Genomic DNA, 22,938 nt, shown 5'->3' with positions numbered 1-22,938 from the left:
ATTCTTTTTAAAAAATGACATAAAACCATTTGATAAATATCACTTTGTTTTTACTAATCTATCATAAAGAATTACCGAGCCTGCGTTTGCAACATTTAATGAACGATCTAAAACTGATGGGATTTTGATGAGCTCATGACATTCTTGGGCAATATATTTGGGCAAACCTGTATCCTCAGCTCCCAGAAGGTAAATGGCACGTTTTGGATGTTCAAAATCCTGTAACCAATGAGCATTGTCTGCCATTTCTACTCCGATAAGCTGGCATTGGTAAGGTAAATGTTTTTTGAGATCATGAATATCTTCAAAATGAAAAAGAGGTATTTTAGTCCAAGATTTCGTAGTGTCGGAGCTTTGCTTTTTATACCTTTTTTTTATTGTAAAGATAAAGCTTGCTCCCATTAAATAAGCTGTTCTCCAAAGAGAGCCAATATTATACTCGTTCTTTGGTGTCACAATTCCGATTCCGAAATAGCCATTCTCTCCAAAAGCTTGGGTACGCTCTTCTTTTTTACTCATGATGGTATTTTGAAAGTGTAGGAAGAACATTTTCATAGAAAAAATGCACTGTTTCCTCAGGATTGCCTTTAAACTGACCTCCAGCGGCACTTTTATGTCCGCCTCCCTCAAAATATTCACTCATTATTTCGTTTACATTCCAGTTTCCTACTGCTCTAAAAGAGAGTTTTGTCATTTCTCCTTGTTGGATAAAAAATCCTGCAACCTCCACTCCTTCTAGAGAAAGAAGCATATTTACAAATCCTTCAGTATCCGATTTTTCACAAGAAAACTCATTTAATTCTTCTTGAGTAATTGTCAGAATTCCCAATGACTCTTTTTCCAATATTTCCATTTTTTGATGGATACAATATCCCATCAACTTCATTCTTTCAATCTTGTTTTGATCAAATATTTCCCGATGAATACGTTCATGATCAAAGCCTCTGTCAATAAATTTTTGTGCTATTTCATGAGTTCTTCCATCTACAGAACTAAATCTAAAAGAACCTGTATCTGTCAGAATCCCTGTATAAATGGAAGTCATAATCTCTTGATCATAGATCAATGTTTCATCAATAGTTGCCATAAAATCAAAAACCAACTGGCAAGTTGAAGAAATTTCGGGTTTGGAAATTATTTCATTGCAAAAATCCGCAGGATAAAGATGATGGTCTATCATCACTTTATATGCTTTACTTTCTACCAAAGCCTTTTCTAGAGTTCCTACTCTAGCTGGAGTATTAAAATCTAAACAAAAAATAAGATCAGCTTCTGCAAGGAGTTTTTTAGCTTGCTCAGGATGATTATCATGATTAATAATCTTATCAGTTTTTGGCATAAATTGCAAATATGGTGGTGCTGGATTAGGCAAAACGACCTGTGCATTCTTTCCCATTTTGTTTAAAAAAGAGGCTAGTGCAACCGTGCTTCCTACAGCATCTCCATCGGGTCCTTTATGAGCAATACAAACAATATTTTCTACTTGATCTAATGATATTTTTAGCATAAGCTTATTTGGCAAATTTTAAGTGTTTTTCTATTTCTTCTTTGAGGTATTTGGCAGTTAGCGTGTCTTTTTCCATCAATTCATAAGGGTCTCCTTCTGCCATGATTTCTCCTCCTCTATCTCCTCCTTCTGGTCCTAAATCAATAATATGATCAGCATTTTTAATCACGTCCATATTATGCTCTATCACCACTACGGTATTTCCTTTGTCCACAATAGCATTAAGAACTTCCATTAAAACATGAACATCTTGAAAATGGAGTCCTGTTGTAGGTTCATCAAGAATAAAGAGTGTTTTACCTGTATCTCTTTTACTCAGTTCTGATGCCAGTTTCACCCTCTGTGCTTCCCCTCCAGAAAGCGTTGTGGAAGATTGTCCTAGATGGATATAACCTAGCCCCACATCAACTAAGGTTTTTAAATGACGGTAGATAGAAGGAATTTGATCGAAAAATTGAGCAGCTTCTTTGATACTCATTTCCAAAATATCGTTGATGTTTTTTCCTTTGTATCGAATCTCTAACGTTTCTTTATTAAAGCGTTTTCCTCTACAGGTTTCACAAGGAACATATACATCTGGTAAAAAATTCATTTCGATGAGTTTTTGCCCACCTCCTTGGCATTCTTCACAGCGTCCTCCTTTTACATTAAAAGAAAAACGTCCTATTTTATAACCTCTAATTTTTGCCTCAGGAACCTCTGCAAATAATTTTCTTATGGGTGTCCAAACTCCTGTATAAGTTGCAGGATTTGATCTTGGCGAACGCCCAATAGGTGCTTGATCTATATCCACTATTTTATCGATGTTTTCTATCCCTTTTATTTCTTTGTAAGGCATCGGTTTTTTAACCGCTCGATAAAAATGATGATTTAGAATAGGATATAAGGTTTCATTGATTAAGGTAGATTTTCCAGAGCCTGAAACTCCAGTAACTGCCACTAATTTTCCTAGTGGTAATTTGAGATGCACATCTTGGAGGTTATTCCCTGTAGCTCCTATCAGTTCTATGATTTCTCCATTTCCTTCTCTTTTTTGAGAAAGTGGTGTGTATTTTTCAAAATTGAGATACGCTCCCGTACTTGGGGAATCTCTCATGATGTCTTCTAGCTTTCCTTGAGCGATGATAGATCCTCCATTTTTACCTGCCCCAGGTCCTAAATCTAGGATATAATCAGCCTCTTCCATGATTTCTCTATCGTGCTCTACGACCATCACAGAATTCCCTATATCTCTTAGTGATTTCAAAGAGTTTATCAATCGTGTATTATCTCTTTGGTGAAGTCCAATACTTGGTTCATCCAAAATATAGAGTACGCCTTCTAACTGCGATCCTATTTGTGTAGCTAATCTTATTCTTTGAGATTCTCCACCTGATAATGTTTTTACTTGGCGACCCAAAGACAAATAACCCAGCCCTACATCAAGTAAAAAGTCTATTCTTTTATTGATTTCTAAAAGGATTTGCTCGGCAATTTTTTGTTTTTTTGAAGAAAAATTTCCTTCTGTTTCTTTTATAAAGTTTTTTAAAGTCAAAATATCTAAGGAAGATACTTCGGCAATATTTTTTTCGTTTATCTTAAAATGTAATGATTCTATTTTCAGTTTTTGACCTCCACAGTCTGGACAAGCTATTTTGGAAATATATTCCGATGCTTCTCTTTTAATTTTTTGAGAATCCTCTTGCTCAAATTGCTCTTGAATATAATTTACAAAACCACCAAAATCAATTTTCACTTCTTGGCGAACACCCACGGCTTCATTTATAGACTTTACAGAACCTTTGAAACCATAAAGTAACGCATTTTTCCCCTCTTCGGGAATCTCCTTCCAAGGGGTAGTATCTTTGAATGCAAAACGTTTACAAATAGCCTCTATTTGTTGTTTTACCCAAAGACTTTTCTTGTTTTTAAGTGGCTGAATTACTCCTTGCTTAATACTCAATTCTTCGTCGGGAACTATTTTAGAAATATCCGATACATGTTTTTCCCCAATTCCTCTACACGCAGGACAAGCCCCTTTAGGAGAATTGAAAGAAAAACTATTGGGTTCTGGACTTGGATACGCCAATCCTGTTGAAGAACACATCAGTTCTCTACTAAAATAGGTTAGTTCTTGGCTGTCATAATTATAAATCCTTAAAACATTATTCCCATTTTTGAGAGCCAATTCCACTGAGCTTTTCAAGCGTTCCTCATTTCCTGCTTTTATACTCAAACGATCTATCACAATATCAATATCGTGATTTTTATATCGATCGAGCTTCATTCCAAGTTCCAGTTCTCGCATTTCTCCATCGATCCATGCGAAAATGAATCCTTTTTTACGAATACTTTCTAAGAGCTCTCTATAATGTCCTTTTCTGTTTTTGACTACTGGTGCAAGAATCGCTACTTTTTGACCTTGAAAACGATCATTGATTCTCTTTAAAATTTCTTCATCAGAAAATTGCACCATCTTTTCTCCTGTGTTATAGGAATAAGCGTCGGAAAGACGGGCATACATTAAACGAAGAAAATCATAGATTTCCGTAATGGTTCCCACAGTAGATCTAGGATTTTTATTCGTAGATTTTTGCTCTATAGAAATCACAGGACTCAAACCATTGATTTTATCTACTTTGGGTCTTTCCATATTTCCCAAAAAATTCTTGAGATAGGAAGAAAATGTTTCGATATATCGCCTTTGCCCTTCTGCATAAATCGTATCAAAAGCAAGAGAAGATTTTCCACTTCCACTAAGCCCAGTAATTACTACCAGTTTATCCATAGGAATGGATACATCTATATTTTTGAGGTTGTGCTCTTGAGCACCAAAGACTTCGAGGTATTGTTCTTTATTATCCAATGTCATCTTCTATTGAAAGGTTCTGTTTTTGAAGTGAATGATCCTTTGAAGATCTTTAAATTCACCAAACCACAAAGATAGTTATGCCAATTGAGATGTGAACAACTGTTCGTAATTTTATTTAATAAAGTTCTGAAAATTAAAACGAATTTTAGCTAATCTAAAATCAAATCCATAATTAAAGCATAGCGAACAAGTTCTCTACTGTTGTGAATTCCCAACTTTCTATAGACATTTTTTTTGTGTGTTCTTAGCGTACTTTCTGTTACACACATAGCATCAGAAATATCATAGAGTTTTTTTCCTGTTGCTAATTCTTGAATGATATCTTTTTCTCTTTTTGTAAGAGATTGAAGAAGCATCCATCTTTCTCTATCTTTATAAAGATTAGGCACCAATTCTTTTATAATTTCTCCGATTACACCAAGTTCCGACATAAAATTCAAAAAACTAATATTTTTTTCGGAGTCCAAAATAAGCTTATTGGTGAGAATTACCTCGGGCTCTCTATCTAAAGCCATTAATTGTGGGTAACTACAAATAGACAAGAAGTCTTCTGATCTATTTAACTGTTCCGTTTTTATTAAGGTCCATTCTAAGCTTTTTTGGTCTGATATTTCTTTGAGGTACGAAAATCCTTTTTCAAACAATTTTTCTACATTGTGTCCTTTGGTGTACAAGTGTTTTGAAAAGTCATAATATTCTTTAACATTTCTTCCATTTACATAATAGGACAAGGAGAAATAATCGGCTAAATCTTTAAATTTATCGATATCTTCCTTATACAAATTTCGCATTTTCATGGCGAGCATTTGATTTCCTATATGTTGATTTTTAATTACTTCGCTCATTTACCAGATATTACTCACTTAGGAATGAATTCAATTTATTTATAAAGTCCAATGGTGCATCTATACTAGGATAATGACCACATTTTTCTAAAATTGATAAGCGGCTTTTTTCTCCTGCAATTTCATCCACTTCCTTAAGGTATTCTATAGACAGTGTAGGATCCATTGCTCCATGAATAATCATTTTTTTGATGGGCAATGTGGTATAGATTTCAAATTGATTTTTCATCTGCCCTTGCGTTAATTCAATTCCCATAGATGTTCTTACTCTTGGGTCTGTTTGAAAATAAGACTCAGTATGAAACGGAATTGTTTTTTTGTCATAAACAGCAGATTCTATCGCTTGTCCTACTTCGTCTTCGGTAGATTCTGGCTTTAAAAAAATAGCTAAAGACTCTGAGGGCAAAAATGCCTTTTCCATATCCTGTGGGCCCGTAATAGGAGCAGTTCCCATAATCACTAAGCCTTTTAAATTCTTTATTCTTTCTGCAACTTCAAGAGCAACATAACCACCCATTGAATTCCCCACTAAAACGACATCATTTAAAATATTATCGGTCACATCTAGTACTTCTTGGCAATATTGTTCCAATAAACCATGAGGTCTTTTTTCGATAAAATCTATTTGATCATGTCCAGAAAAGCTCATAGCAATTTTCTCCATTTTCAAAACAGGACTCTTAACTACATCTTCGAAAATTTTTGCCGAAGATGAGTTCCCATGTAGAAAAATGACTGTTAATCTGTCTTTTACTTTCATAATTCTTGGTATAAATAAATTTAAAAGATGCGCGATGAAATACAAAAACCTATATATCAATATTTTAACTAAATGATACAAGGATGCTAAACAAAAATACCCCAAAAAGGGTATTCCTCTAATGTTTTTCTCCTAATATATTTGCACTGTAATATTTAGGATTTTGAATTCACTAAAACAACGTGATCAAGTAGGGATTAACTTTGAGAATTGAATTTTGCAATTTTTTATTAGATGAATTACGAGTATAATTAGATATTACGTTTAAATAAAATATTCAAATTAAAAATGTAATTTGGTTTTAAAAGGATGTTTGGTGCGAGACATCCTTTTTTTATGCAAAAAAAACTCAACATTTTCTTGTTGAGTTTTTGTATTTTTTTTCTAGTTCTATTACAACTGAATTTCAAAAGAAAGGAACTTTTAAATCAATTTAAGCCAAAAACCATTTCGTTTTCAGATTCGAAAAATAAAAGTGAGGTATTCTCAGGTGTAATTTGCACATAAGAGCAGTAATTAATCCACTCGCCTAGATTTATGTATTTACTTTGGTTCTCAAGATCTATATTTATCGGTAAATGTCTGTGTCCGAAAATATAAAAATCATGAAAATCTTTATGGTTTTTTTCTATGCAATACTGATACAACCATTCCTCTTCTTTATGAAAAATTTTATCTTTTTCCACATTTGCTACTCTACTTCTCTTGGAGAAATAAGAAGCAATCCACAGAACAAAGTTAGGATGAAGCCTTGCCAAACACCACTGCAGAAACTTATTTGCAAACAGTTTTTTAAGCATTTTGTAAGACCGATCACCAGGACCTAATCCATCACCATGACCGATGAGGTATTTTTTGCCAAAATAGGTGAATTCTTGAGGTTTTTTATAGACTTTCATTCCAATCTCTTTTTCGAGATAACCAAAAGTCCACATATCATGATTACCTGTATAGAAATGAATTTCTATTCCTTGATCAATCAGTCTTGACAATGTACCCAAAAGTCTTACATTCCCTTTAGGTACAGTGTATTTATATTCGAACCAAAAATCCCAAATATCTCCTACAAGATGAATCTCTTTGGCTTTATCTTCAATAAATTCTAACCAACGAATGACCTTTTTCTCTCTTGTAAGACTTTCTTGATAATTGGGAACCCCAAAATGAAAATCGGAAGCGAGATAAATATTTTGCTTGCTATTTGCCAAAAAGAATGCTTATTTATTAAAAGCCTCGTTTAGCTTACTACGAAATGTCTCTAAAGATCCGTTTCTTAGAACGATTTTCCCTTGAGGATTTATCAGTACTTTCATAGGAATACTTTGGAATTCATAAAGTCTTACTACTTCTGTATTTCCTCCTTTTAGATCCGAAAGATTTACCCAAGAAAGTTTATCTTTTTTAATCGCCTTAAGCCATTCTTTTTTAGGATCTTTTTGATTTGGCAAACCATCTAATGATACCGAAACCATTTTAAGATCCGGGAATTCCTTATGGATTTTTACCAATTCAGGATTTTGAGCTCTACATGGCTTACACCAAGATGCCCAAAAATCTACAAAGATCCAATTTCCTTCATACTCTTTTAAAGAAACTTGTTTCCCTTTTGTATCAGGCAAGGTGAAATTTGGAGCAATCGTTTTGTCTATATTTTTCTTTAAAAAATCTAAATGACTTTTTAAGGCTGGTTTTGCCTCAGAAATATTTTTATGCACAGATTCAAACAATTCAACATCTTGAAATAAATCAAAAACTAATCCTTCACGATTTCCTTGGTAAATAGCCAAAAGAGCTGCAGGAGAATTTGGTTTTTCCTCAATAAAAGAACGCAATTGCTTTTTAAAACCTCTATCCACACTTCCAACAGCCAGCATAAATGAATCTCTATTTAGATTCATCATATCTGCTTGACTCGCTTCGGTCATTTCTTTAAGCTTCTTTTGATATTCTTCTTGGTAGTAGAATAATTGTTCTATTCTTTGAGAGGTTTCTGAACCTTTGATTACAAAATTTTCCTTTTCGTTTTCCGAAGATTTTATTGAAATATCATCTCCCTTCTCCAAGAAAAGCGTTGTGGCTTTTTTATTATTAAAAATCAAAGAGTAAAACCCTGGAGTATCAATATCAAATCCATAATTTGCTCGGTTATCCGTAAAATAGAGGGTATCTATTGGCATCGCTGATTTTGGATTTATTTGAATCAAGATTGCCGTATCTGCCTCTGCGTATTCCACCGCAATATTTGTATTGAATTTTGACTCTGTTTTTCCTCCTCCACAAGAAGCTATAATGGATAAAAGAATGAGTGAAAATATGATGCTAACTTTTTTCATTTTCTAGTTTAATAATTGGTTTAATAATTTACTTGTTAATCTTGGATCTGCTTTTCCTTTGGATGCTTTCATTATTTGCCCCATGAAGAGTCCTTGAAGTTTTTTCTCGCCATTTTTAAATCTTTCGACTTCATTTGGCATATTTTCTATTACACCTTCAATGATCTTTTTAAGCGAATCTTCATCACTATCTTGGATAATATTAAGTTCTTCTGCAAGTTCTTGTACTCCTTTTAGGGGAGCGTTTACCATGGCTGGAAAAAGCTTTTGTTGAACGGCTGTATGAGAAACTTTCCCTTCATCAATCAACTTGATGAGCTCAGCAATTTTAGAAGCTTCGAGTGGAAACTCTAAAATATCTATAGCTTTTTCATTCAAATAGGACTTTACAGATCCCATCAAATAATTACATGCTGATTTATAATTCTCTGTATAACTAATGATTTTTTCAAAATACAAAGCCATATCTCTTTCCTCCGTAAGAAGATTTGCATCATAATCAGACAGTTGATATTCTGTAGTGTATTTTTCAAAAAGAACTTTTGGAAGTGTTGGCATTGATTTCTTTACTTCATCAATACGTTCTTCAGTTACAATAATTGGCAAGATATCTGGCTCTGGAAAATAGCGATAATCGTGAGCATCTTCTTTACTTCTCATTACAGACGTGGTTCCACTATTGGTATCAAAATTTCTTGTTTCTTGATCCACTTCTTGCCCGTTTTCGTAACAATCTATCTGTCTATTTGCCTCGTGAAGAATGGCTTTTTGCACATTTCTAAAAGAGTTCATGTTTTTTACCTCAACACGATTCCGAAGTGTGTCTTCACCTTTTTTTCTTACAGAAATATTTGCATCACAACGCATACTACCTTCTTCCATATTACCATCGCAAACATCTAGATATTTTACAATTTTTCTAATTTCTGAAAGGTAATTATATGCTTCTTCTACAGAACGTATATCAGGCTCCGATACTACTTCTAATAAAGGAACTCCTGCACGGTTCAAATCTATTAAAGAATCAAATGGATCTATGTCGTGAATAGATTTTCCAGAATCTTCTTCCATGTGAATTCTGGTAATCCCGATTTTTATTTCTTTTCCTTCTGCATCATTAACCATCAGGTGTCCATCTATGCAGATGGGTGTTTTGTCTTGGGTAATTTGGTATCCTTTAGGTAAATCGGCATAGAAATAGTTTTTTCTGGCGTATTCATTTACCTTTCGGATCTGGGAATTTGTAGCAATTCCCAATCGGATTGCATGATGAATTACTTCAATATTGGGAACAGGCAAAGTCCCTGGATGCCCCAAACTTATTGGTGAAACTTGAGTATTAGGGTCTCCTCCATATTCATAACCATCACTACAATAGGCTTTAGATTTTGTCTTTAATTGTAAGTGTATTTCAAGACCTACAATAAGTTCGTAATCAGAATTTTTTAGTTTTTCCAAAGCGTCTTTTTATATTTATCTCGTCTGTGTTTTTACACAGATTTTTGATTCTACTTTTTAGCAAACTACAAATTTAATAAATAAACGGCTTAGGGTGCTCAATTTGTTTTTAGCTTTTTGTTAAAACCTTTTTTATCTTAAAAAAACTTTTTAAGGTTTGTATTCAGGGTTTGTAATAAATTTTTCATCAGTAAGCGTGTGCAAAAAGGCAATTAATTGTTTTTTCTTTTCTGCAGTTAACTGCAATCCATTTTCTTGGTGCTCCATCAACACACTTGTGGTAGAAGAACCATGTCCTCCTGAGTTATAATGTTCAATAACCTCTTCCAAGGTTTGAAACCTACCATCGTGCATATAGGGTGCCGTTAAGGCTATATTTCTGAGCGTGGGTGTTCTAAAAACTGCTTTATCATCTGGATCCTTAGATACTTTATATTTCCCTAGATCTGTCCATTGACTTTCTGGATCCAATCCATTATTTCTAAAAACATAGTCAGTAAAAAGTGGTTCTACATGACAGTGAAAGCAATCTCCTCCGCCAGGCAAACCATTTTCTGGTCCTTCTATTCTAAACAAATTTAAACCGGCTATTTCATCATCGGTAAAATCAACTTCTCCCCGTATAAACTTATCGTATTTACTATCTCCTGAAATAAGAGTGAAAAGAAACTGAGATAAGGCTTTTGCGGCATATTTTTTACTTATTTCTGATTGTTCGATATTAAATGCTTTTTTAAAAAGAATCGGGTATTCTGCATCTGCCTTGAGTTCTGTAATAGCGTTTTCCCATGTTTCGTGCATCTCGATTGGATCTTCCACGGGCATGGTTACTTGTGTTTCAAGATTTTTTGCTCTTCCGTCCCAAAAGAGATCTTTATTATTCCATACAAAATTGAATAAAGGCATGGAATTTCTTTTCCCAGCAATTCCATCAATACCTTTTTCTACCTTGAGGTTTGTTCCAAAGGCAAATTCTTGTTTATGACAATCATTACATGACATAGTATTGTCTCCACTGAGCTTTTTATCATAAAACAACTTCTTTCCTAGGGTAACCGTTTCTCTATTGAGGGAAAGTAGGTTTTTATTATATTTTGGCAAGCTACTAGAAATATCTAATGCATAAGGCGTTGTCTTAAATTCATCGGCTTTCGGATCTTCTTCACAGTTGCAGGCAATGAGCAATGGAAAAATGAGTAAAATAAATCTATACTTTTTCATAAAGTTCTTTTTTTCAGATAAAAAATGGGCAAAATGATAATTGTCATTGTTTGATCAGTTTGAAACGTTGATATTTGGAAAGTATTAGTTTTAAAACTGATATTCATTTTCTTATGGTTGTTGTCCTTTTGGTTGGGGACATTGTCTTTTAGGCTCAAGATTACTTGAGCCTTTTTTATTACTCAATTTCAAAAATCCGATTTCTTCAAAGAAGGAAATATGACCTTCATTTCGTACCCAACGATACGATTCTTATTGAGAACCCTATTTTGTGTATCATAATAACCAAAAAGCATAGGCTTTTTATATACCTTTGCCTTCAGATTCAAAGATACGAAAATGTCTAGAGCAACCGAAGAACAACAAGCACAGAAAGATAACCTAATGAAGCGTAAGCCAAAATGGTTAAGAGTAAAACTCCCTACTGGGAAGAGCTATAAAAATGTGCGAGGGCTAGTAAGCAAGCATAATCTACATACCATTTGCGAAAGCGGAAACTGCCCCAATATGGGAGAATGCTGGGGAGCAGGAACTGCTACTTTTATGATTTTGGGAAATATTTGCACACGCTCTTGTGGGTTTTGTGCCGTAGCTACAGGAAGACCGAAACCTGTGGAGTGGAAAGAACCCGAAAAAGTAGCAAGGTCTGTAAAGCTCATGAAAGTAAAGCATGCCGTTATTACTTCTGTAGATAGAGATGACCTCAAAGATGGTGGATCTATTATCTGGGCAGAAACCGTAAAAGCCATTAGAAGAGTAAGTCCGCAAACTACTATGGAGACTTTAATCCCAGATTTCCAAGGTAAAAAAGAGCAAATACAAAGAATTATAGATGCAAATCCTGAAGTAGTTTCCCATAATATGGAAACGGTGGAAAGACTCACAAGAGAAGTAAGGATTCAAGCACGTTATCAACGATCTCTTGAAGTTCTTCGTAACCTGAAAGACGGAGGTATTAAGAGAACAAAATCGGGAATTATGCTTGGCCTTGGAGAAACCGAAGAGGAAGTTATTCAATCCTTAGAAGATCTCAAAAATGCAAAAGTAGATATTATCACCCTTGGACAATATCTTCAACCGACACCAAAACACTTAGCTGTTGAGAACTTTGTCACACCAGAACAGTTTGCAAAATATAAAGAAATAGGTGATAAAATGGGATTCCGACATTTTGAAAGTTCTCCACTCGTTCGCTCATCTTATCATGCAGAAAAACACATTTTGTAGTTTATGAGAATAGCAATTAATGGTTTTGGTAGAATCGGAAGAGTCCTTTTTCGAGTGTTAGTGAATCATCCAAAAATTGAAATAATTGCCATAAATGACCTTGGAGACCCCAAAGTTTTGACGCATTTATTGAAATATGATTCTGTTCATAGAGGTTTTCCTACAGAGGTTTCTATTGAAGACGATTACCTTGTAGCAGGAAAACAAAAATCTCTTTTTATTCAAGAAAGAAACCCTGAAAAACTCCCTTGGAAAGAACTCAATATTGATCTCGTAGTGGAATCAACTGGTCAGTTTCTGACTCAAGAATTGGCAAATAAACACCTTGAAGCTGGAGCGAAAAAAGTAATTCTTTCTGCACCTCCAAAGGATAATCGTATTCCTATGATTGTCATGGGACTGAATGAAGATGGCATTCAACCATCTGATAAAATTATTTCTAATGCCAGCTGTACTACAAACAGTGCTGCCCCACTGATAGAAATTGTGAATGAAATTGCAGAAATAGAATCAGCCTATATCACTACCGTTCATTCCTATACAGGAGATCAAGCACTGCATGACAGACCTCACAAAGACTTTAGAAGAGCTAGAGCTGGTGCCGTTTCTATCGTACCCACAACCACTGGTGCGGCTAAGGCTTTAAGTCATCTTTTTCCGCATTTACAATTAGGAGGATGCGGTATTCGTGTTCCTGTTCCCGATGGTTCGCTTACAGATATTAGTTTTGTTGTAAAAAACGATATTTCTATTGATGAAATCAATCAGGCTTTCCAAAAAGCTTCAGAAGGAAAATGGAAAGGAATACTGAGCTATATCGATGATCCCGTGGTTTCCAATGATATCATTGGGAATTCCTACTCTTGTGTTTTTGATAGTTTATTGACTTCCGTGATAGGTCGAATGATAAAAGTAGTAGGATGGTATGACAACGAAATGGGATATTCTCATAGATTAAAAGATTTGATAGAGTATTTGGATCAAGAAAAATTATAGGAATCTATTTCTTATAACAATAAAAGCCAACCCAATATACAAAGCCAAACTGAGAATAAAAGCAAATTTTGTCTTTTTTGAATCATATTCAAAACTTATTTTACCTATAAAACTACTAGGAACATCTACCCTTATTGTCAAATCTTGATGAACTAAAGGCTGGAGCTTTACTTCTTTTGCCCTAACTTCCCAAAGATGATGGTAATTTTGATTAAGAATCAATACTTGAGACTTTTCTGAAGGGTTTTTAACAAAAATTTCAAATTTATTGTAGCCGATTTTAGGATGATTGAGAACCAATTCTTTATTTGGAGAATAAAAAAGAGGGTGTTCTAAATGAGACTGTAAGCTGAAATCACTATTTGTGGCTTTATCATAACGAGAGAATGCTGTTGGATTATGACCTTGATAAGATAATGTTTTATGAAAGGTGGACACATTTCTCCAAATTCCACAACAATGTTTTAGACCACTTTTCCCGTCCAATTTTTTAAAATTTTCATGAGCTACACTTTGATTCATTTCATTAGGTAATTCATTGAAAAAATTTTGTGATTCTCCATAGGAAACACCAGAATATACCATAGTAGTTTTAGATGTCATTCGAGCATGAATACCCAGATCTAAAAGAGTGATGACAACTAATACGGTAAATACGGTTATTCGTTTTGAGCTCATTAAAACAAAACCAATACAAATTACCATAAAGGAAAAAACACCATTCACAATTAAAAGACTTGCTAATGTTTGCTTCGGTCTTTCTTTTGAAGAAAATAAATCTCCAAATGCTTCTATTAGATTACTCCCATTTGTAGTCTGCCAAGAAAAAATCACAATCCCTAGAATCAGCAGTCCTATACCAATTAAGACATTCCTTACTTGATAATTTTGCTCCTTTTTTAAAACTTCTTGATACCCAAAACCCGCTAACAAAAGTAATAAGAGAATAATATACGTTCTGTACATGGATGGGTGCTTAAATCTACCAAAACCAGGAAGGTGAAGTATCCAATCATAAAATAGCGTTTCTTTCCCTGCGGCCAAAACCATGCTTAAAACCAAAAGAGAGATGAGTATCCAATGTTTTTTTTGGAATTTCATCTTCAATAGAAAGAATATAGCAACTCCGATACTTAACAATCCCAAATAGCTATTTCTACAAGATAAATCTGTGATAGAAAAAAGCGAGGAATCTGCTAAAACTCCATAAGGAAGAATAAATGAAATATAGGAGGGTAAAGTCCAAGGATTGAGTCCTAACAACCTATCACTCTGTAAAGGAGATAAACGATTGAAGTAGGGTGCGAAATCTAAAAAAGAAGTAATATAAGGTAAAATCAATCCCGCAACCAATAACAATAACCAAGTACTCCGTAGAACAAATATCTTTCTTTGAGACTGTTTCAAAAATTGATATATAAAAATCCCTAAAAGAATATAAATCAACACAATCGTGTAAGCAGGACTGGAACCCGTAATATGCATGGAAATACTTAATGCAGATAATATGAGGTATTTATTTTTAAAATTCTTAAACCAAGAAAACAAAAAATATAAAATCCAAGGTAACCAAGCTGTAGGGATTAAAAAGATCATCAGCTGTGTTGAACCAACCATAAAACCTGACAATCCATAGGATAAACCAAGTAAAAGTCCAATTCTTGAATCATTAAAAAACAGTCTTGACAAATAGAACATTCCCCAACCAGCTAAAAGGAAATGAAAAACCAATTCTATCATCAAGCTTGTTATCGTGTATTTTCCTAACAGTAATGAGATCCACACAATAGGATACCATGCACCAGATTGTAAATCGGAATATCCTGGGTAGCCCAAATTTTGAAAGGGATTCCACCATGGCCAATGCCCATTCCATGCATAATCACTAATAAAGTATCGATAAGGCAAAAAACAATCTATATTATCCCATTTGGGCACATTGAGAAAAAAACTTAAGGGAAAAATAATCAACAAAATCCCCAAAGTCAAGATTAAAAAATGTTTTCTTTTTGCTAAGAACCTTGACATCTAATTTCTTTTTATTGATTAATAAACTCAATAGTTTTTCTACAAATAATCTCCAAATCTGAAGGTAAACTAGATTGCTCCCAAGGATGTTTAGATCCAAAAACATGGTCTGATCCTGAAAGAATAAATTTCTCCACTAATATTGAATTATTCACAAAACGCTCAATTTTATATGCAGATTGAACAGAAACAGCAGGATCTAATTCAGCATGACATATTAACAAAGGACATTGTAACAGAGATAAATTATTGTGCAAAGAGAATCTTTTTAAATTCCTTTGATAATCTTCAAAAAATTGAAAATTATGAGGCATTTCTTGCTTCGTTCTACCATTAAGAACAGTGAATACACCATTTTTCTTCCATTTTTCAAACTTTTCACCTTTAGGAAATCTATCAAAACTATGAACGGCATTCCATGTGGTAACCGACTGGATTTTCTGTTCCAAAGCCGCTTGAAGAACGATCGCTCCTCCTCTACTATGCCCAATCAAATGAATATTTTGATATCCATTTTCATTTGAATACTCTATCACTCTGCTCAAATCCTCCATTTCAATAGAATAATTATTCTCGGCAAAAGCGTCTAAATCTGGAAAATCTATTGGCTGATTGACAGTTCCTCCATTGTGAGAGAAATTGAATTTCAAGAAACTTATTCCATGCTCATAAAAATAATCGGCGACCAAGTGCCAAGCTCCCCAGTCTTTATACCCCTTATAGCCATGGCAAAAAATTACCAAATTCTGAGAATTGCCATGGTACAAATCAAATAAAATTGGTTTTTGCCCCTGAAAAGTAGCTGGAAGAATTTGACTCTTGAGTTTCATTGATACATTTTTCTCAAAAATAAGAATTTGAAGCTTTTAAAGAATACTCTTCTCTCTTAAAATTCAAAACTCAAACATATTTAGGCTCTTTCATCAGAAACAAAAGAGCCTAAATGGTTACTCAAAACTAAATATCACATTAATTCTAAATTAGTATTTATCCTTGAAAACGTTCAAAAAAATAATGAACCAACTTCCTCTCTTAAAAAGGATCTGAGAATTTTTTATCTTTCAGAAACTGTGTATCAGTCAATGTATTAAGAAATGCAATTAAATCCTTTTTCTGTTGAACACTAAGCTTTAAACCTCCACTATTTTGAACAAACAACAAACCTAAATCTAAACTTGGAGATTTTTGGACTCCATGATCATAGTGATCAATTACTTCTTCCAAAGTTTGAAAACGGCCGTCGTGCATATAAGGTTCTGTAACGGCAATATTCCTTAAAGTTGGAACTCTAAAACTCCCAAAATCAAACTGATTATCCGTTACTTTAAACCGTCCAACATCGGTCATTTGACTTATATCATCCAGTCCATTATTCATATATTGGTTGTTGGTAAAGTTTGGACCTCCATGACACTTTACACAAAAAGCTCCAGACTCATTGGGTTTATCATGATCTATTGGATTAAAGAACAACTTCCTACCTCTTTCTTCAGATGGGGTAAATTGAGCTTGTTTGTTTTGTACTTGATCATATTTACTTTGGTAAGAAACCAATGTAAACATAAACTGCTCAAGTGCTAATGAAATCTTTTCCTCTGTGATATCTTCTGAATCGAATGCTTTCTTAAAATCCTTTAAATACTCTGGTTTGTCTTTTAATTTTTGAATAACCCTTTCTAATGTTTCTTGCATCTCAAGCGGATCTTCTATAGGCATTAATGCTTGATCTCTTAGTAAATGAGCTCTTCCGTCCCAAAAAAAATCATTGTCATTCCAAGCCAAATTAACAATCGCCATTGCTTGTCTTTTTCCTTTTAATCCTCCAACTCCAATAGAAAATTTATTGGTATCGCTAAATGCAAATGCCTGCGTATGACAAGAAGCACAAGAAATAGAATTATCTAAACTCAGTGCTTTTTCATAAAACAGTTTTCTCCCCAGTGCAACACCTTCCTTTGTTAGAGGATTGTCCTCTGGAAGCTTCGGCGCTGGTATGTGCCCTAGTTGAAGAATATAAGAAGTTTTATCATTTGAATTCTTAATGGGCTCTGAATCTTTTTCACAAGATATTAAGAGGAAAGATATAGAGAATAACAGTGAAAATATTGTTTTTTGCATCACGAAATTTTTATCAAATATAAAAAAACACCTCTCGAACAAATTTGACCTAAATCAAAAACGAAAATTGAGACAAATGATCAAAGAAAAAATACGATCACAAGAACATCAAAATGATATTCTTCATGACTTTTTAATCAAATCCATGGCACAATATATGCAGTCGAAAACCCTCGAAAACAGTAAAAATTTGCTACTTTTGACTCTTATTAAGAATTTAAATTGATAAAATGAACGAAAAGCCAACTATTGCCATCATAGGATTGGGTTATGTAGGGTTACCACTTGCTGTAGAATTTGCAAAATTGTACCAAGTAGTAGGGTTTGATATTAACCAAGAACGCGTCTCTGAACTCAATACAGGAGTAGATTCAACATTGGAAGTTGATTCGAAAAACTTACAGTCTGTATTAACAAAAGATAAAAGTAACTCAAATGGATTATATTTATCTCATCAGGTTGAAGATATTTCTCACTGCAATTACTATATCGTAACAGTACCTACTCCCGTTGACAAAAATAATCGTCCTATTCTTACTCCTTTAATAAAGGCTTCGGAAATGATAGGAAAAGTACTTTCCAAAGGAGATATTGTGATCTATGAATCTACGGTTTACCCAGGAGTAACAGAAGATGAATGCGTGCCTATTTTGGAAAAACATAGTGGTATGGTGTTCAATCAAGATTTTTTTGCGGGATACTCACCCGAGAGAATAAATCCTGGAGACAAAGAACACACAGTTACAAAAATATTAAAAGTAACATCGGGCTCAACCCCAGAAATAGGTCAAAAAGTTGATCAACTTTATCGTTCAGTAATTACCGCAGGAACACATTTAGCCCCTACCATTAAAGTAGCCGAGGCAGCAAAAGTTATTGAAAACTCTCAAAGAGATATCAATATTGCCTTTGTTAATGAATTGGCTAAAATTTTTAATAAATTAGACATTGACACGCATGATGTTTTAGAGGCTGCTGGAACCAAATGGAATTTCCTAAAATTCAAACCCGGTCTTGTTGGTGGACATTGTATTGGTGTTGATCCATTCTACTTAGCTCAAAAAGCTCAAGAAGTGGGATATCATCCTGAAATTATTCTTGCAGGAAGAAGGTTGAATGATAGTATGGGCGCTTATGTTTCTTCAGAAATTGTAAAACTCATGCTTGAAAAAGACCTTAAAGTAAAAGGCTCTAAAGCCTTACTTCTAGGAATCACCTTCAAAGAAAACTGTCCAGACATTAGAAACACTCGTGTGATTGATGTTTATCAAGAACTAAGAGACTACCAAATAAATGTAGACGTTTATGACCCTTGGGCAAACAACGAAGAAGTAAAACACGAATACGGAATTGACTTAACTGAAAAACCAAACACTAATGATTATGATGTAGTCATTCATGCCGTTTCTCACCAAGAATTCCAAGAAATTGATTTACACAAATTCCTTAAATCAGATTCAGGAGTACTGTATGATGTAAAAGGAGTTCTAGATAAAAAAATGATTGACAAACGATTGTAATAAAGCATGAGAGTAGTAGTTGTAGGTTCAGGGTATGTAGGTTTAGTTTCAGGAACATGTTTTGCCGAAATGGGAAACACAGTTACCTGCATGGATATATCCGAAGATAAAATTAATGGCTTAAAAAATGGAATTATTCCCATTTATGAACCAGGGCTAAAGTCCTTAGTTCTTAAAAATTTTGAAAACCAAAATCTTCACTTCACAACGAAGCTTTCTGAAGCTCTTAACGACGCAGAAATCGTTTTTATTGCAGTGGGAACCCCTACTGGAGAAGATGGTTCGGCTGATTTACAATACGTTTTGAGTGTTGCCGAATCTATCGGAAAAACCATGAATCGTGATTTAATCATTGTAGATAAATCCACCGTTCCTGTAGGAACAGCAGACTTGGTGAAAAACACCATTCAAAAAGAATTAACTGCTCGAAATGCCCATCACCAGTTTTGGATGGTATCCAATCCTGAATTTCTAAAAGAAGGAGATGCCATAAACGACTTTATGAAACCTGACAGAGTGGTGATAGGTGCCGACTCAGATTTTGCTTTTGGAAAAATGAAAGAACTGTACAGTCCTTTCTTTAGAACCCATGATCGTTTTATCGAAATGGATATACGATCTGCTGAAATGACAAAATATGCTGCAAATGCGATGTTAGCAACAAAAATTTCGTTTATGAATGAGATTGCCAATATCTGCGAGCGTGTTGGAGCAGACGTAAATCAGGTAAGGATAGGGATAGGCTCGGATAGTAGAATTGGATATAGTTTTATATATCCTGGGTGTGGATATGGAGGATCTTGTTTTCCAAAAGATGTAAAAGCATTAATCAGGATTGCAGATCAACACCACTATTCACCAGAGCTTATTTCATCTGTTGAAGCTGTAAACAACCGTCAAAAAATGGTTATCGCTCAAAAAATCATTGAAAAGTTTGGAGATGATTTAAGTGGTAAAACTTTTGGATTATGGGGGCTGGCATTTAAACCTGGAACGGATGATATGAGAGAAGCTCCAGCTATATATACCGTAAAAGAACTGGTAAGCAGAGGTGCGAAAATTCGAGCTTATGACCCAAAAGCGATGGAAGAAGCTCAAAATCACTATTTAAAAGGCATTCAAAACATCAGCTATTGTCAAGACAAATACGATGCATTGGAAAAATGTGATGCAATGATCTTACTTACCGAGTGGAAAGAATTCCGTTCACCCGATTTCGATCGAATCAAGAAATGTTTAAATCATGCCATTATTTTTGACGGAAGAAATCAATACCTTGCACAAAGACTTCATGAAAAAGAGATTGAATATATCAGAATTGGAAAATAGATTTTTTTTGTTTTTCAATTCTCATTACTTTCTTTTTTCACTTAACAAAAAATATCTTTTAAAAAGATATTTGTTAAACTAATTTTGTTACTATATGAAAAACTATTTTGCTCACGAAACAGCCGTAATAGACGAAGGCTGTACGATAGGGAAAGATACCAAAATATGGCATTTTTCTCATATAATGCCCAATTGTGATATTGGTGAAAAATGTAATATCGGGCAAAATGTTGTCGTTTCGCCAGACGTAAAGCTTGGACGAAATGTTAAAATTCAAAACAATGTTTCGGTATATTCTGGAGTTATCTGTGAAGACGATGTTTTTTTAGGTCCTTCAATGGTTTTTACCAATATCATAAACCCAAGAAGTGCTGTAAACAGAAGAGGTAATTATGCAACTACTCTTGTAGAAAAAGGAGCTTCAATTGGGGCAAATGCAACTATTATCTGCGGAAACACTATTGGGAGATTTGCATTAATAGGTGCAGGAGCAGTGGTTACCAAAAATATTCCACCCTATGCCCTAGTGGTTGGAAACCCTGCAAAACACATAGGATGGGTAAGCGAATACGGACATCGCTTAGAATTTGATGACAACCAGCAGGCAATTTGCCCAGAAAGCGGTCAACAATACCAACTGAAGGATCAAACTGTAACAAGAATAAAATAAAACGATGAAAATAGACTTTGCAAACCTAAATATTGCTTATCAAGAACACAAAGAAGAATTTGATACAGCCATTCAAAATGTAGTTTCCAACTCCCAATTTATCATGGGAAAGGAGGTAACCATTCTAGAAGAAAAACTTGCAAAATTTACAGGAAGTAAACACGCAATTAGTTGCTCTTCTGGTACTGATGCTCTATTGCTAGCGATGATGGCAGCAGGGATAAAACCTGGAGATGAAATAATCACCACTCCATTCACTTTTATTGCCACTGCAGAAACTATTGCTTTTTTAGGTGCGATACCTGTCTTTGTTGATATTGATGAAAAAACTTATAATATCAACCCAGAACTTATAGAAGAGAAAATCACGAACAAAACCAAAGCAATCATGCCCGTTTCTCTATACGGACAAATGGCTGATATGGATGTGATCAATAAGATTGCGGTAGATCATAATCTCATCGTTATTGAAGACGCAGCACAAAGTTTTGGAGCAACCTATAAAGGAAAGAAAAGCTGTAATGCCTCTACCATCGGCTGTACTTCTTTTTTCCCAGCAAAACCTCTTGGTTGTTTTGGAGATGGAGGAGCATTATTCACCAATGATGATGAATTAGCCGAGAAGATCATCAGCATGAGAATCCATGGACAAACAACACGCTACTACCACAAATATATCGGAATGGGAGGTCGCTTGGATAATTTGCAAGCAGCAGTTCTCAATGTGAAAATGAAGTATTATGATAGCGATATTGCAAACCGTCAAAGAGTTGCAAAAGCTTATACTGAACTTTTAAAAAGCCACGTACCTACTCCATTCGTTGAAGAACACAATAGCAGTGTTTGGGCTCAATATTCAATAAGAGTCAAAAACAGAGAGGAATTTCAAGCAGCAATGAAAGAAGCTGGGATTCCAACAGCCGTTCATTATCCTCGACCACTTCATCAGCAAGAGTGCTTTCAGTACCTAAATTATCAAACTGGTGATTTCCCAATCTCAGAAAAAATTTCACAAGAAATTGTGAGTCTTCCCATGAACCCATATCTAACACAAGCAGAAATAGAATATATTACTTCTACTGTTTTAAAACTTGCTAAATAAATATGAAAAACTTCGCCTTAATTGGAGCTGCAGGATATATTGCTCCAAGACACATGAGAGCTATTAAAGACACAGGAAACAATCTCTTGGCTGCTTATGATAAAAACGATAGCGTAGGAATTATTGATTCTCATTTCCCTAAAGCTGATTTTTTTGTAGAATTCGAGCGTTTTGATAGACATATTGAAAAACTGAAATACGAAAAAAGTCAATTCTTAGACTATGTAAGCATCTGTTCTCCTAATTACTTACACGATGCACACATTCGTTTTGCTCTTCGTAGCGGAGCTGATGCAATCTGTGAGAAACCACTAGTGCTCAACCCTTGGAATATCGATAAGTTACAAAAAGTAGAAGAAAATACAGGAAAAAAAGTCTATAATATTCTTCAACTTAGAGTACACCCTTCTATTATCGCTTTAAAAGAAAAGGTAAGAAACACCAAAAAAGATAGCAAATTTGAAGTTGACTTAACTTACTTAACTTCAAGAGGAAACTGGTATTTTACTTCTTGGAAAGGTGACCATAGTAAATCTGGAGGAATTGCGACCAATATTGGAGTACATTTTTATGATATGCTTTCATGGATTTTTGGAGATATCCAAGAAAACATTGTTCATATTCACGAAGAAGATCGAGCGGCTGGATATTTAGAATTTGCCAACGCACGTGTTCGTTGGTTTCTTTCTGTAAACGCAGATTATCTCCCCAATGAGGTAAAAGCAAAGAATCAAACCACTTTCAGATCCATCACTATAGATGGAGAAGAACTCGAATTTAGTGGGGGGTTTACAGATCTTCACACAATGGTTTATAAAGATATTCTTGATGGAAAAGGCTATGGTCTTGACGCAGCCAGAACTGCCATTCAAATTGTTCATGATATTCGAAACACAACACCAATTGGACTTAAAGGTGAATATCACGAATTATTGAAATAAGAACCAACAGATTCATAGTATTCAATACTGAA

19 protein-coding genes are annotated in these 22,938 nt (G+C 34.4%); 7 read left to right on the top strand and 12 right to left on the bottom strand.

Annotated features, from left to right (window positions below; genetic code table 11):
* Positions 1-39: 39 nt before the first annotated feature.
* From N4A45_11665 to N4A45_11625, 9 genes are all read right to left on the bottom strand, one after another.
* The gene (locus N4A45_11665) at positions 40-519 is read right to left on the bottom strand and encodes an RNA methyltransferase (protein MCT4665880.1); all 480 of its coding nucleotides are present in this window, start codon (positions 517-519) and stop codon (positions 40-42) included.
* Positions 512-1,507 (bottom strand): bifunctional oligoribonuclease/PAP phosphatase NrnA, encoded by a 996-nt coding sequence (locus N4A45_11660; protein MCT4665879.1) that lies wholly within the window; start codon positions 1,505-1,507, stop codon positions 512-514. The genes N4A45_11665 and N4A45_11660 overlap by 8 nt, the downstream gene beginning before the upstream one ends.
* Before the next feature lie 4 nt (positions 1,508-1,511).
* The gene (gene uvrA / locus N4A45_11655) at positions 1,512-4,358 is read right to left on the bottom strand and encodes an excinuclease ABC subunit UvrA (GenBank protein MCT4665878.1); all 2,847 of its coding nucleotides are present in this window, start codon (positions 4,356-4,358) and stop codon (positions 1,512-1,514) included.
* A gap of 149 nt (positions 4,359-4,507) precedes the next feature.
* A complete protein-coding gene (locus tag N4A45_11650; GenBank protein MCT4665877.1) occupies positions 4,508-5,203 on the bottom strand; it encodes a helix-turn-helix transcriptional regulator in 696 nt (231 codons plus the stop codon).
* Between the two features lie 10 nt (positions 5,204-5,213).
* Positions 5,214-5,963 (bottom strand): alpha/beta hydrolase, encoded by a 750-nt coding sequence (locus N4A45_11645; protein MCT4665876.1) that lies wholly within the window; start codon positions 5,961-5,963, stop codon positions 5,214-5,216.
* 428 nt (positions 5,964-6,391) lie between these two features.
* Entirely contained in the window at positions 6,392-7,171 is a 780-nt protein-coding gene (locus tag N4A45_11640; GenBank protein ID MCT4665875.1) for a UDP-2,3-diacylglucosamine diphosphatase, read from the bottom strand.
* Between the two features lie 9 nt (positions 7,172-7,180).
* Positions 7,181-8,296 (bottom strand): AhpC/TSA family protein, encoded by a 1,116-nt coding sequence (locus N4A45_11635; GenBank protein ID MCT4665874.1) that lies wholly within the window; start codon positions 8,294-8,296, stop codon positions 7,181-7,183.
* Positions 8,297-8,299: 3 nt separating this feature from the next.
* The gene (gene gatB, locus N4A45_11630; GenBank protein MCT4665873.1) at positions 8,300-9,754 is read right to left on the bottom strand and encodes an Asp-tRNA(Asn)/Glu-tRNA(Gln) amidotransferase subunit GatB; all 1,455 of its coding nucleotides are present in this window, start codon (positions 9,752-9,754) and stop codon (positions 8,300-8,302) included.
* A 150-nt stretch (positions 9,755-9,904) separates the two neighbouring features.
* Positions 9,905-10,975 (bottom strand): cytochrome-c peroxidase, encoded by a 1,071-nt coding sequence (locus tag N4A45_11625; protein ID MCT4665872.1) that lies wholly within the window; start codon positions 10,973-10,975, stop codon positions 9,905-9,907.
* Between the two features lie 339 nt (positions 10,976-11,314).
* On the opposite strand from N4A45_11625, the gene lipA reads away from it, so the two are divergent.
* Together lipA and gap are read left to right on the top strand one after the other, a co-directional pair.
* Positions 11,315-12,202 (top strand): lipoyl synthase, encoded by an 888-nt coding sequence (gene lipA, locus N4A45_11620; protein MCT4665871.1) that lies wholly within the window; start codon positions 11,315-11,317, stop codon positions 12,200-12,202.
* 3 nt (positions 12,203-12,205) lie between these two features.
* Positions 12,206-13,198 carry a type I glyceraldehyde-3-phosphate dehydrogenase gene (gene gap / locus N4A45_11615; protein MCT4665870.1) on the top strand — a complete coding sequence of 331 codons (993 nt, stop codon included), beginning with the start codon at positions 12,206-12,208 and terminating at the stop codon, positions 13,196-13,198.
* On the opposite strand, the gene N4A45_11610 is transcribed toward gap, so the two are convergent.
* The 3 genes from N4A45_11610 to N4A45_11600 all read right to left on the bottom strand — a co-directional run bounded on the left by N4A45_11610 (position 13,193) and on the right by N4A45_11600 (position 17,344).
* Positions 13,193-15,226: a hypothetical protein gene (locus N4A45_11610; GenBank protein ID MCT4665869.1), complete on the bottom strand. Its 2,034-nt coding sequence runs from the start codon at positions 15,224-15,226 to the stop codon at positions 13,193-13,195. The two genes, gap and N4A45_11610, sit on opposite strands and share 6 nt — an antisense overlap.
* A gap of 11 nt (positions 15,227-15,237) precedes the next feature.
* On the bottom strand, positions 15,238-16,056 hold the full coding sequence (locus tag N4A45_11605; GenBank protein MCT4665868.1) for an alpha/beta hydrolase: 819 nt from the start codon (positions 16,054-16,056) through the stop codon (positions 15,238-15,240).
* A 202-nt stretch (positions 16,057-16,258) separates the two neighbouring features.
* A complete protein-coding gene (locus tag N4A45_11600; protein ID MCT4665867.1) occupies positions 16,259-17,344 on the bottom strand; it encodes a cytochrome-c peroxidase in 1,086 nt (361 codons plus the stop codon).
* Positions 17,345-17,574: 230 nt separating this feature from the next.
* Between N4A45_11600 and N4A45_11595 the strand changes: the two genes are divergently transcribed.
* The 5 genes from N4A45_11595 to N4A45_11575 all read left to right on the top strand — a co-directional run bounded on the left by N4A45_11595 (position 17,575) and on the right by N4A45_11575 (position 22,906).
* On the top strand, positions 17,575-18,864 hold the full coding sequence (locus N4A45_11595) for a nucleotide sugar dehydrogenase (protein MCT4665866.1): 1,290 nt from the start codon (positions 17,575-17,577) through the stop codon (positions 18,862-18,864).
* A 6-nt stretch (positions 18,865-18,870) separates the two neighbouring features.
* A complete protein-coding gene (locus tag N4A45_11590; protein ID MCT4665865.1) occupies positions 18,871-20,193 on the top strand; it encodes a UDP-glucose/GDP-mannose dehydrogenase family protein in 1,323 nt (440 codons plus the stop codon).
* A gap of 94 nt (positions 20,194-20,287) precedes the next feature.
* Positions 20,288-20,863 carry an acetyltransferase gene (locus N4A45_11585; GenBank protein MCT4665864.1) on the top strand — a complete coding sequence of 192 codons (576 nt, stop codon included), beginning with the start codon at positions 20,288-20,290 and terminating at the stop codon, positions 20,861-20,863.
* Between the two features lie 4 nt (positions 20,864-20,867).
* On the top strand, positions 20,868-21,965 hold the full coding sequence (locus N4A45_11580; GenBank protein ID MCT4665863.1) for a DegT/DnrJ/EryC1/StrS family aminotransferase: 1,098 nt from the start codon (positions 20,868-20,870) through the stop codon (positions 21,963-21,965).
* Between the two features lie 2 nt (positions 21,966-21,967).
* A complete protein-coding gene (locus tag N4A45_11575; protein ID MCT4665862.1) occupies positions 21,968-22,906 on the top strand; it encodes a Gfo/Idh/MocA family oxidoreductase in 939 nt (312 codons plus the stop codon).
* Positions 22,907-22,938: the final 32 nt, after the last annotated feature.

It is taken from the genome of Flavobacteriales bacterium, assembly GCA_025210805.1.
GTDB lineage: Bacteria > Bacteroidota > Bacteroidia > Flavobacteriales > CAJXXR01 > JAOAQX01.
This window is presented reverse-complemented; position numbering and strand designations above follow the sequence as displayed.

Bases quoted from the DNA above. Each gene is read 5' to 3' on its own strand.
- N4A45_11665 (MCT4665880.1), bottom strand. From the start codon at position 519: ATGAGTAAAAAAGAAGAGCGTACCCAAGCTTTTGGAGAGAATGGCTAT.
- N4A45_11660 (MCT4665879.1), bottom strand. From the start codon at position 1,507: ATGCTAAAAATATCATTAGATCAAGTAGAAAATATTGTTTGTATTGCT.
- uvrA (MCT4665878.1), bottom strand. From the start codon at position 4,358: ATGACATTGGATAATAAAGAACAATACCTCGAAGTCTTTGGTGCTCAA.
- N4A45_11650 (MCT4665877.1), bottom strand. From the start codon at position 5,203: ATGAGCGAAGTAATTAAAAATCAACATATAGGAAATCAAATGCTCGCC.
- N4A45_11645 (MCT4665876.1), bottom strand. From the start codon at position 5,963: ATGAAAGTAAAAGACAGATTAACAGTCATTTTTCTACATGGGAACTCA.
- N4A45_11635 (MCT4665874.1), bottom strand. From the start codon at position 8,296: ATGAAAAAAGTTAGCATCATATTTTCACTCATTCTTTTATCCATTATA.
- N4A45_11625 (MCT4665872.1), bottom strand. From the start codon at position 10,975: ATGAAAAAGTATAGATTTATTTTACTCATTTTTCCATTGCTCATTGCC.
- lipA (MCT4665871.1), top strand. From the start codon at position 11,315: ATGTCTAGAGCAACCGAAGAACAACAAGCACAGAAAGATAACCTAATG.
- gap (MCT4665870.1), top strand. From the start codon at position 12,206: ATGAGAATAGCAATTAATGGTTTTGGTAGAATCGGAAGAGTCCTTTTT.
- N4A45_11610 (MCT4665869.1), bottom strand. From the start codon at position 15,226: ATGTCAAGGTTCTTAGCAAAAAGAAAACATTTTTTAATCTTGACTTTG.
- N4A45_11605 (MCT4665868.1), bottom strand. From the start codon at position 16,056: ATGAAACTCAAGAGTCAAATTCTTCCAGCTACTTTTCAGGGGCAAAAA.
- N4A45_11600 (MCT4665867.1), bottom strand. From the start codon at position 17,344: ATGCAAAAAACAATATTTTCACTGTTATTCTCTATATCTTTCCTCTTA.
- N4A45_11595 (MCT4665866.1), top strand. From the start codon at position 17,575: ATGAACGAAAAGCCAACTATTGCCATCATAGGATTGGGTTATGTAGGG.
- N4A45_11590 (MCT4665865.1), top strand. From the start codon at position 18,871: ATGAGAGTAGTAGTTGTAGGTTCAGGGTATGTAGGTTTAGTTTCAGGA.
- N4A45_11585 (MCT4665864.1), top strand. From the start codon at position 20,288: ATGAAAAACTATTTTGCTCACGAAACAGCCGTAATAGACGAAGGCTGT.
- N4A45_11580 (MCT4665863.1), top strand. From the start codon at position 20,868: ATGAAAATAGACTTTGCAAACCTAAATATTGCTTATCAAGAACACAAA.
- N4A45_11575 (MCT4665862.1), top strand. From the start codon at position 21,968: ATGAAAAACTTCGCCTTAATTGGAGCTGCAGGATATATTGCTCCAAGA.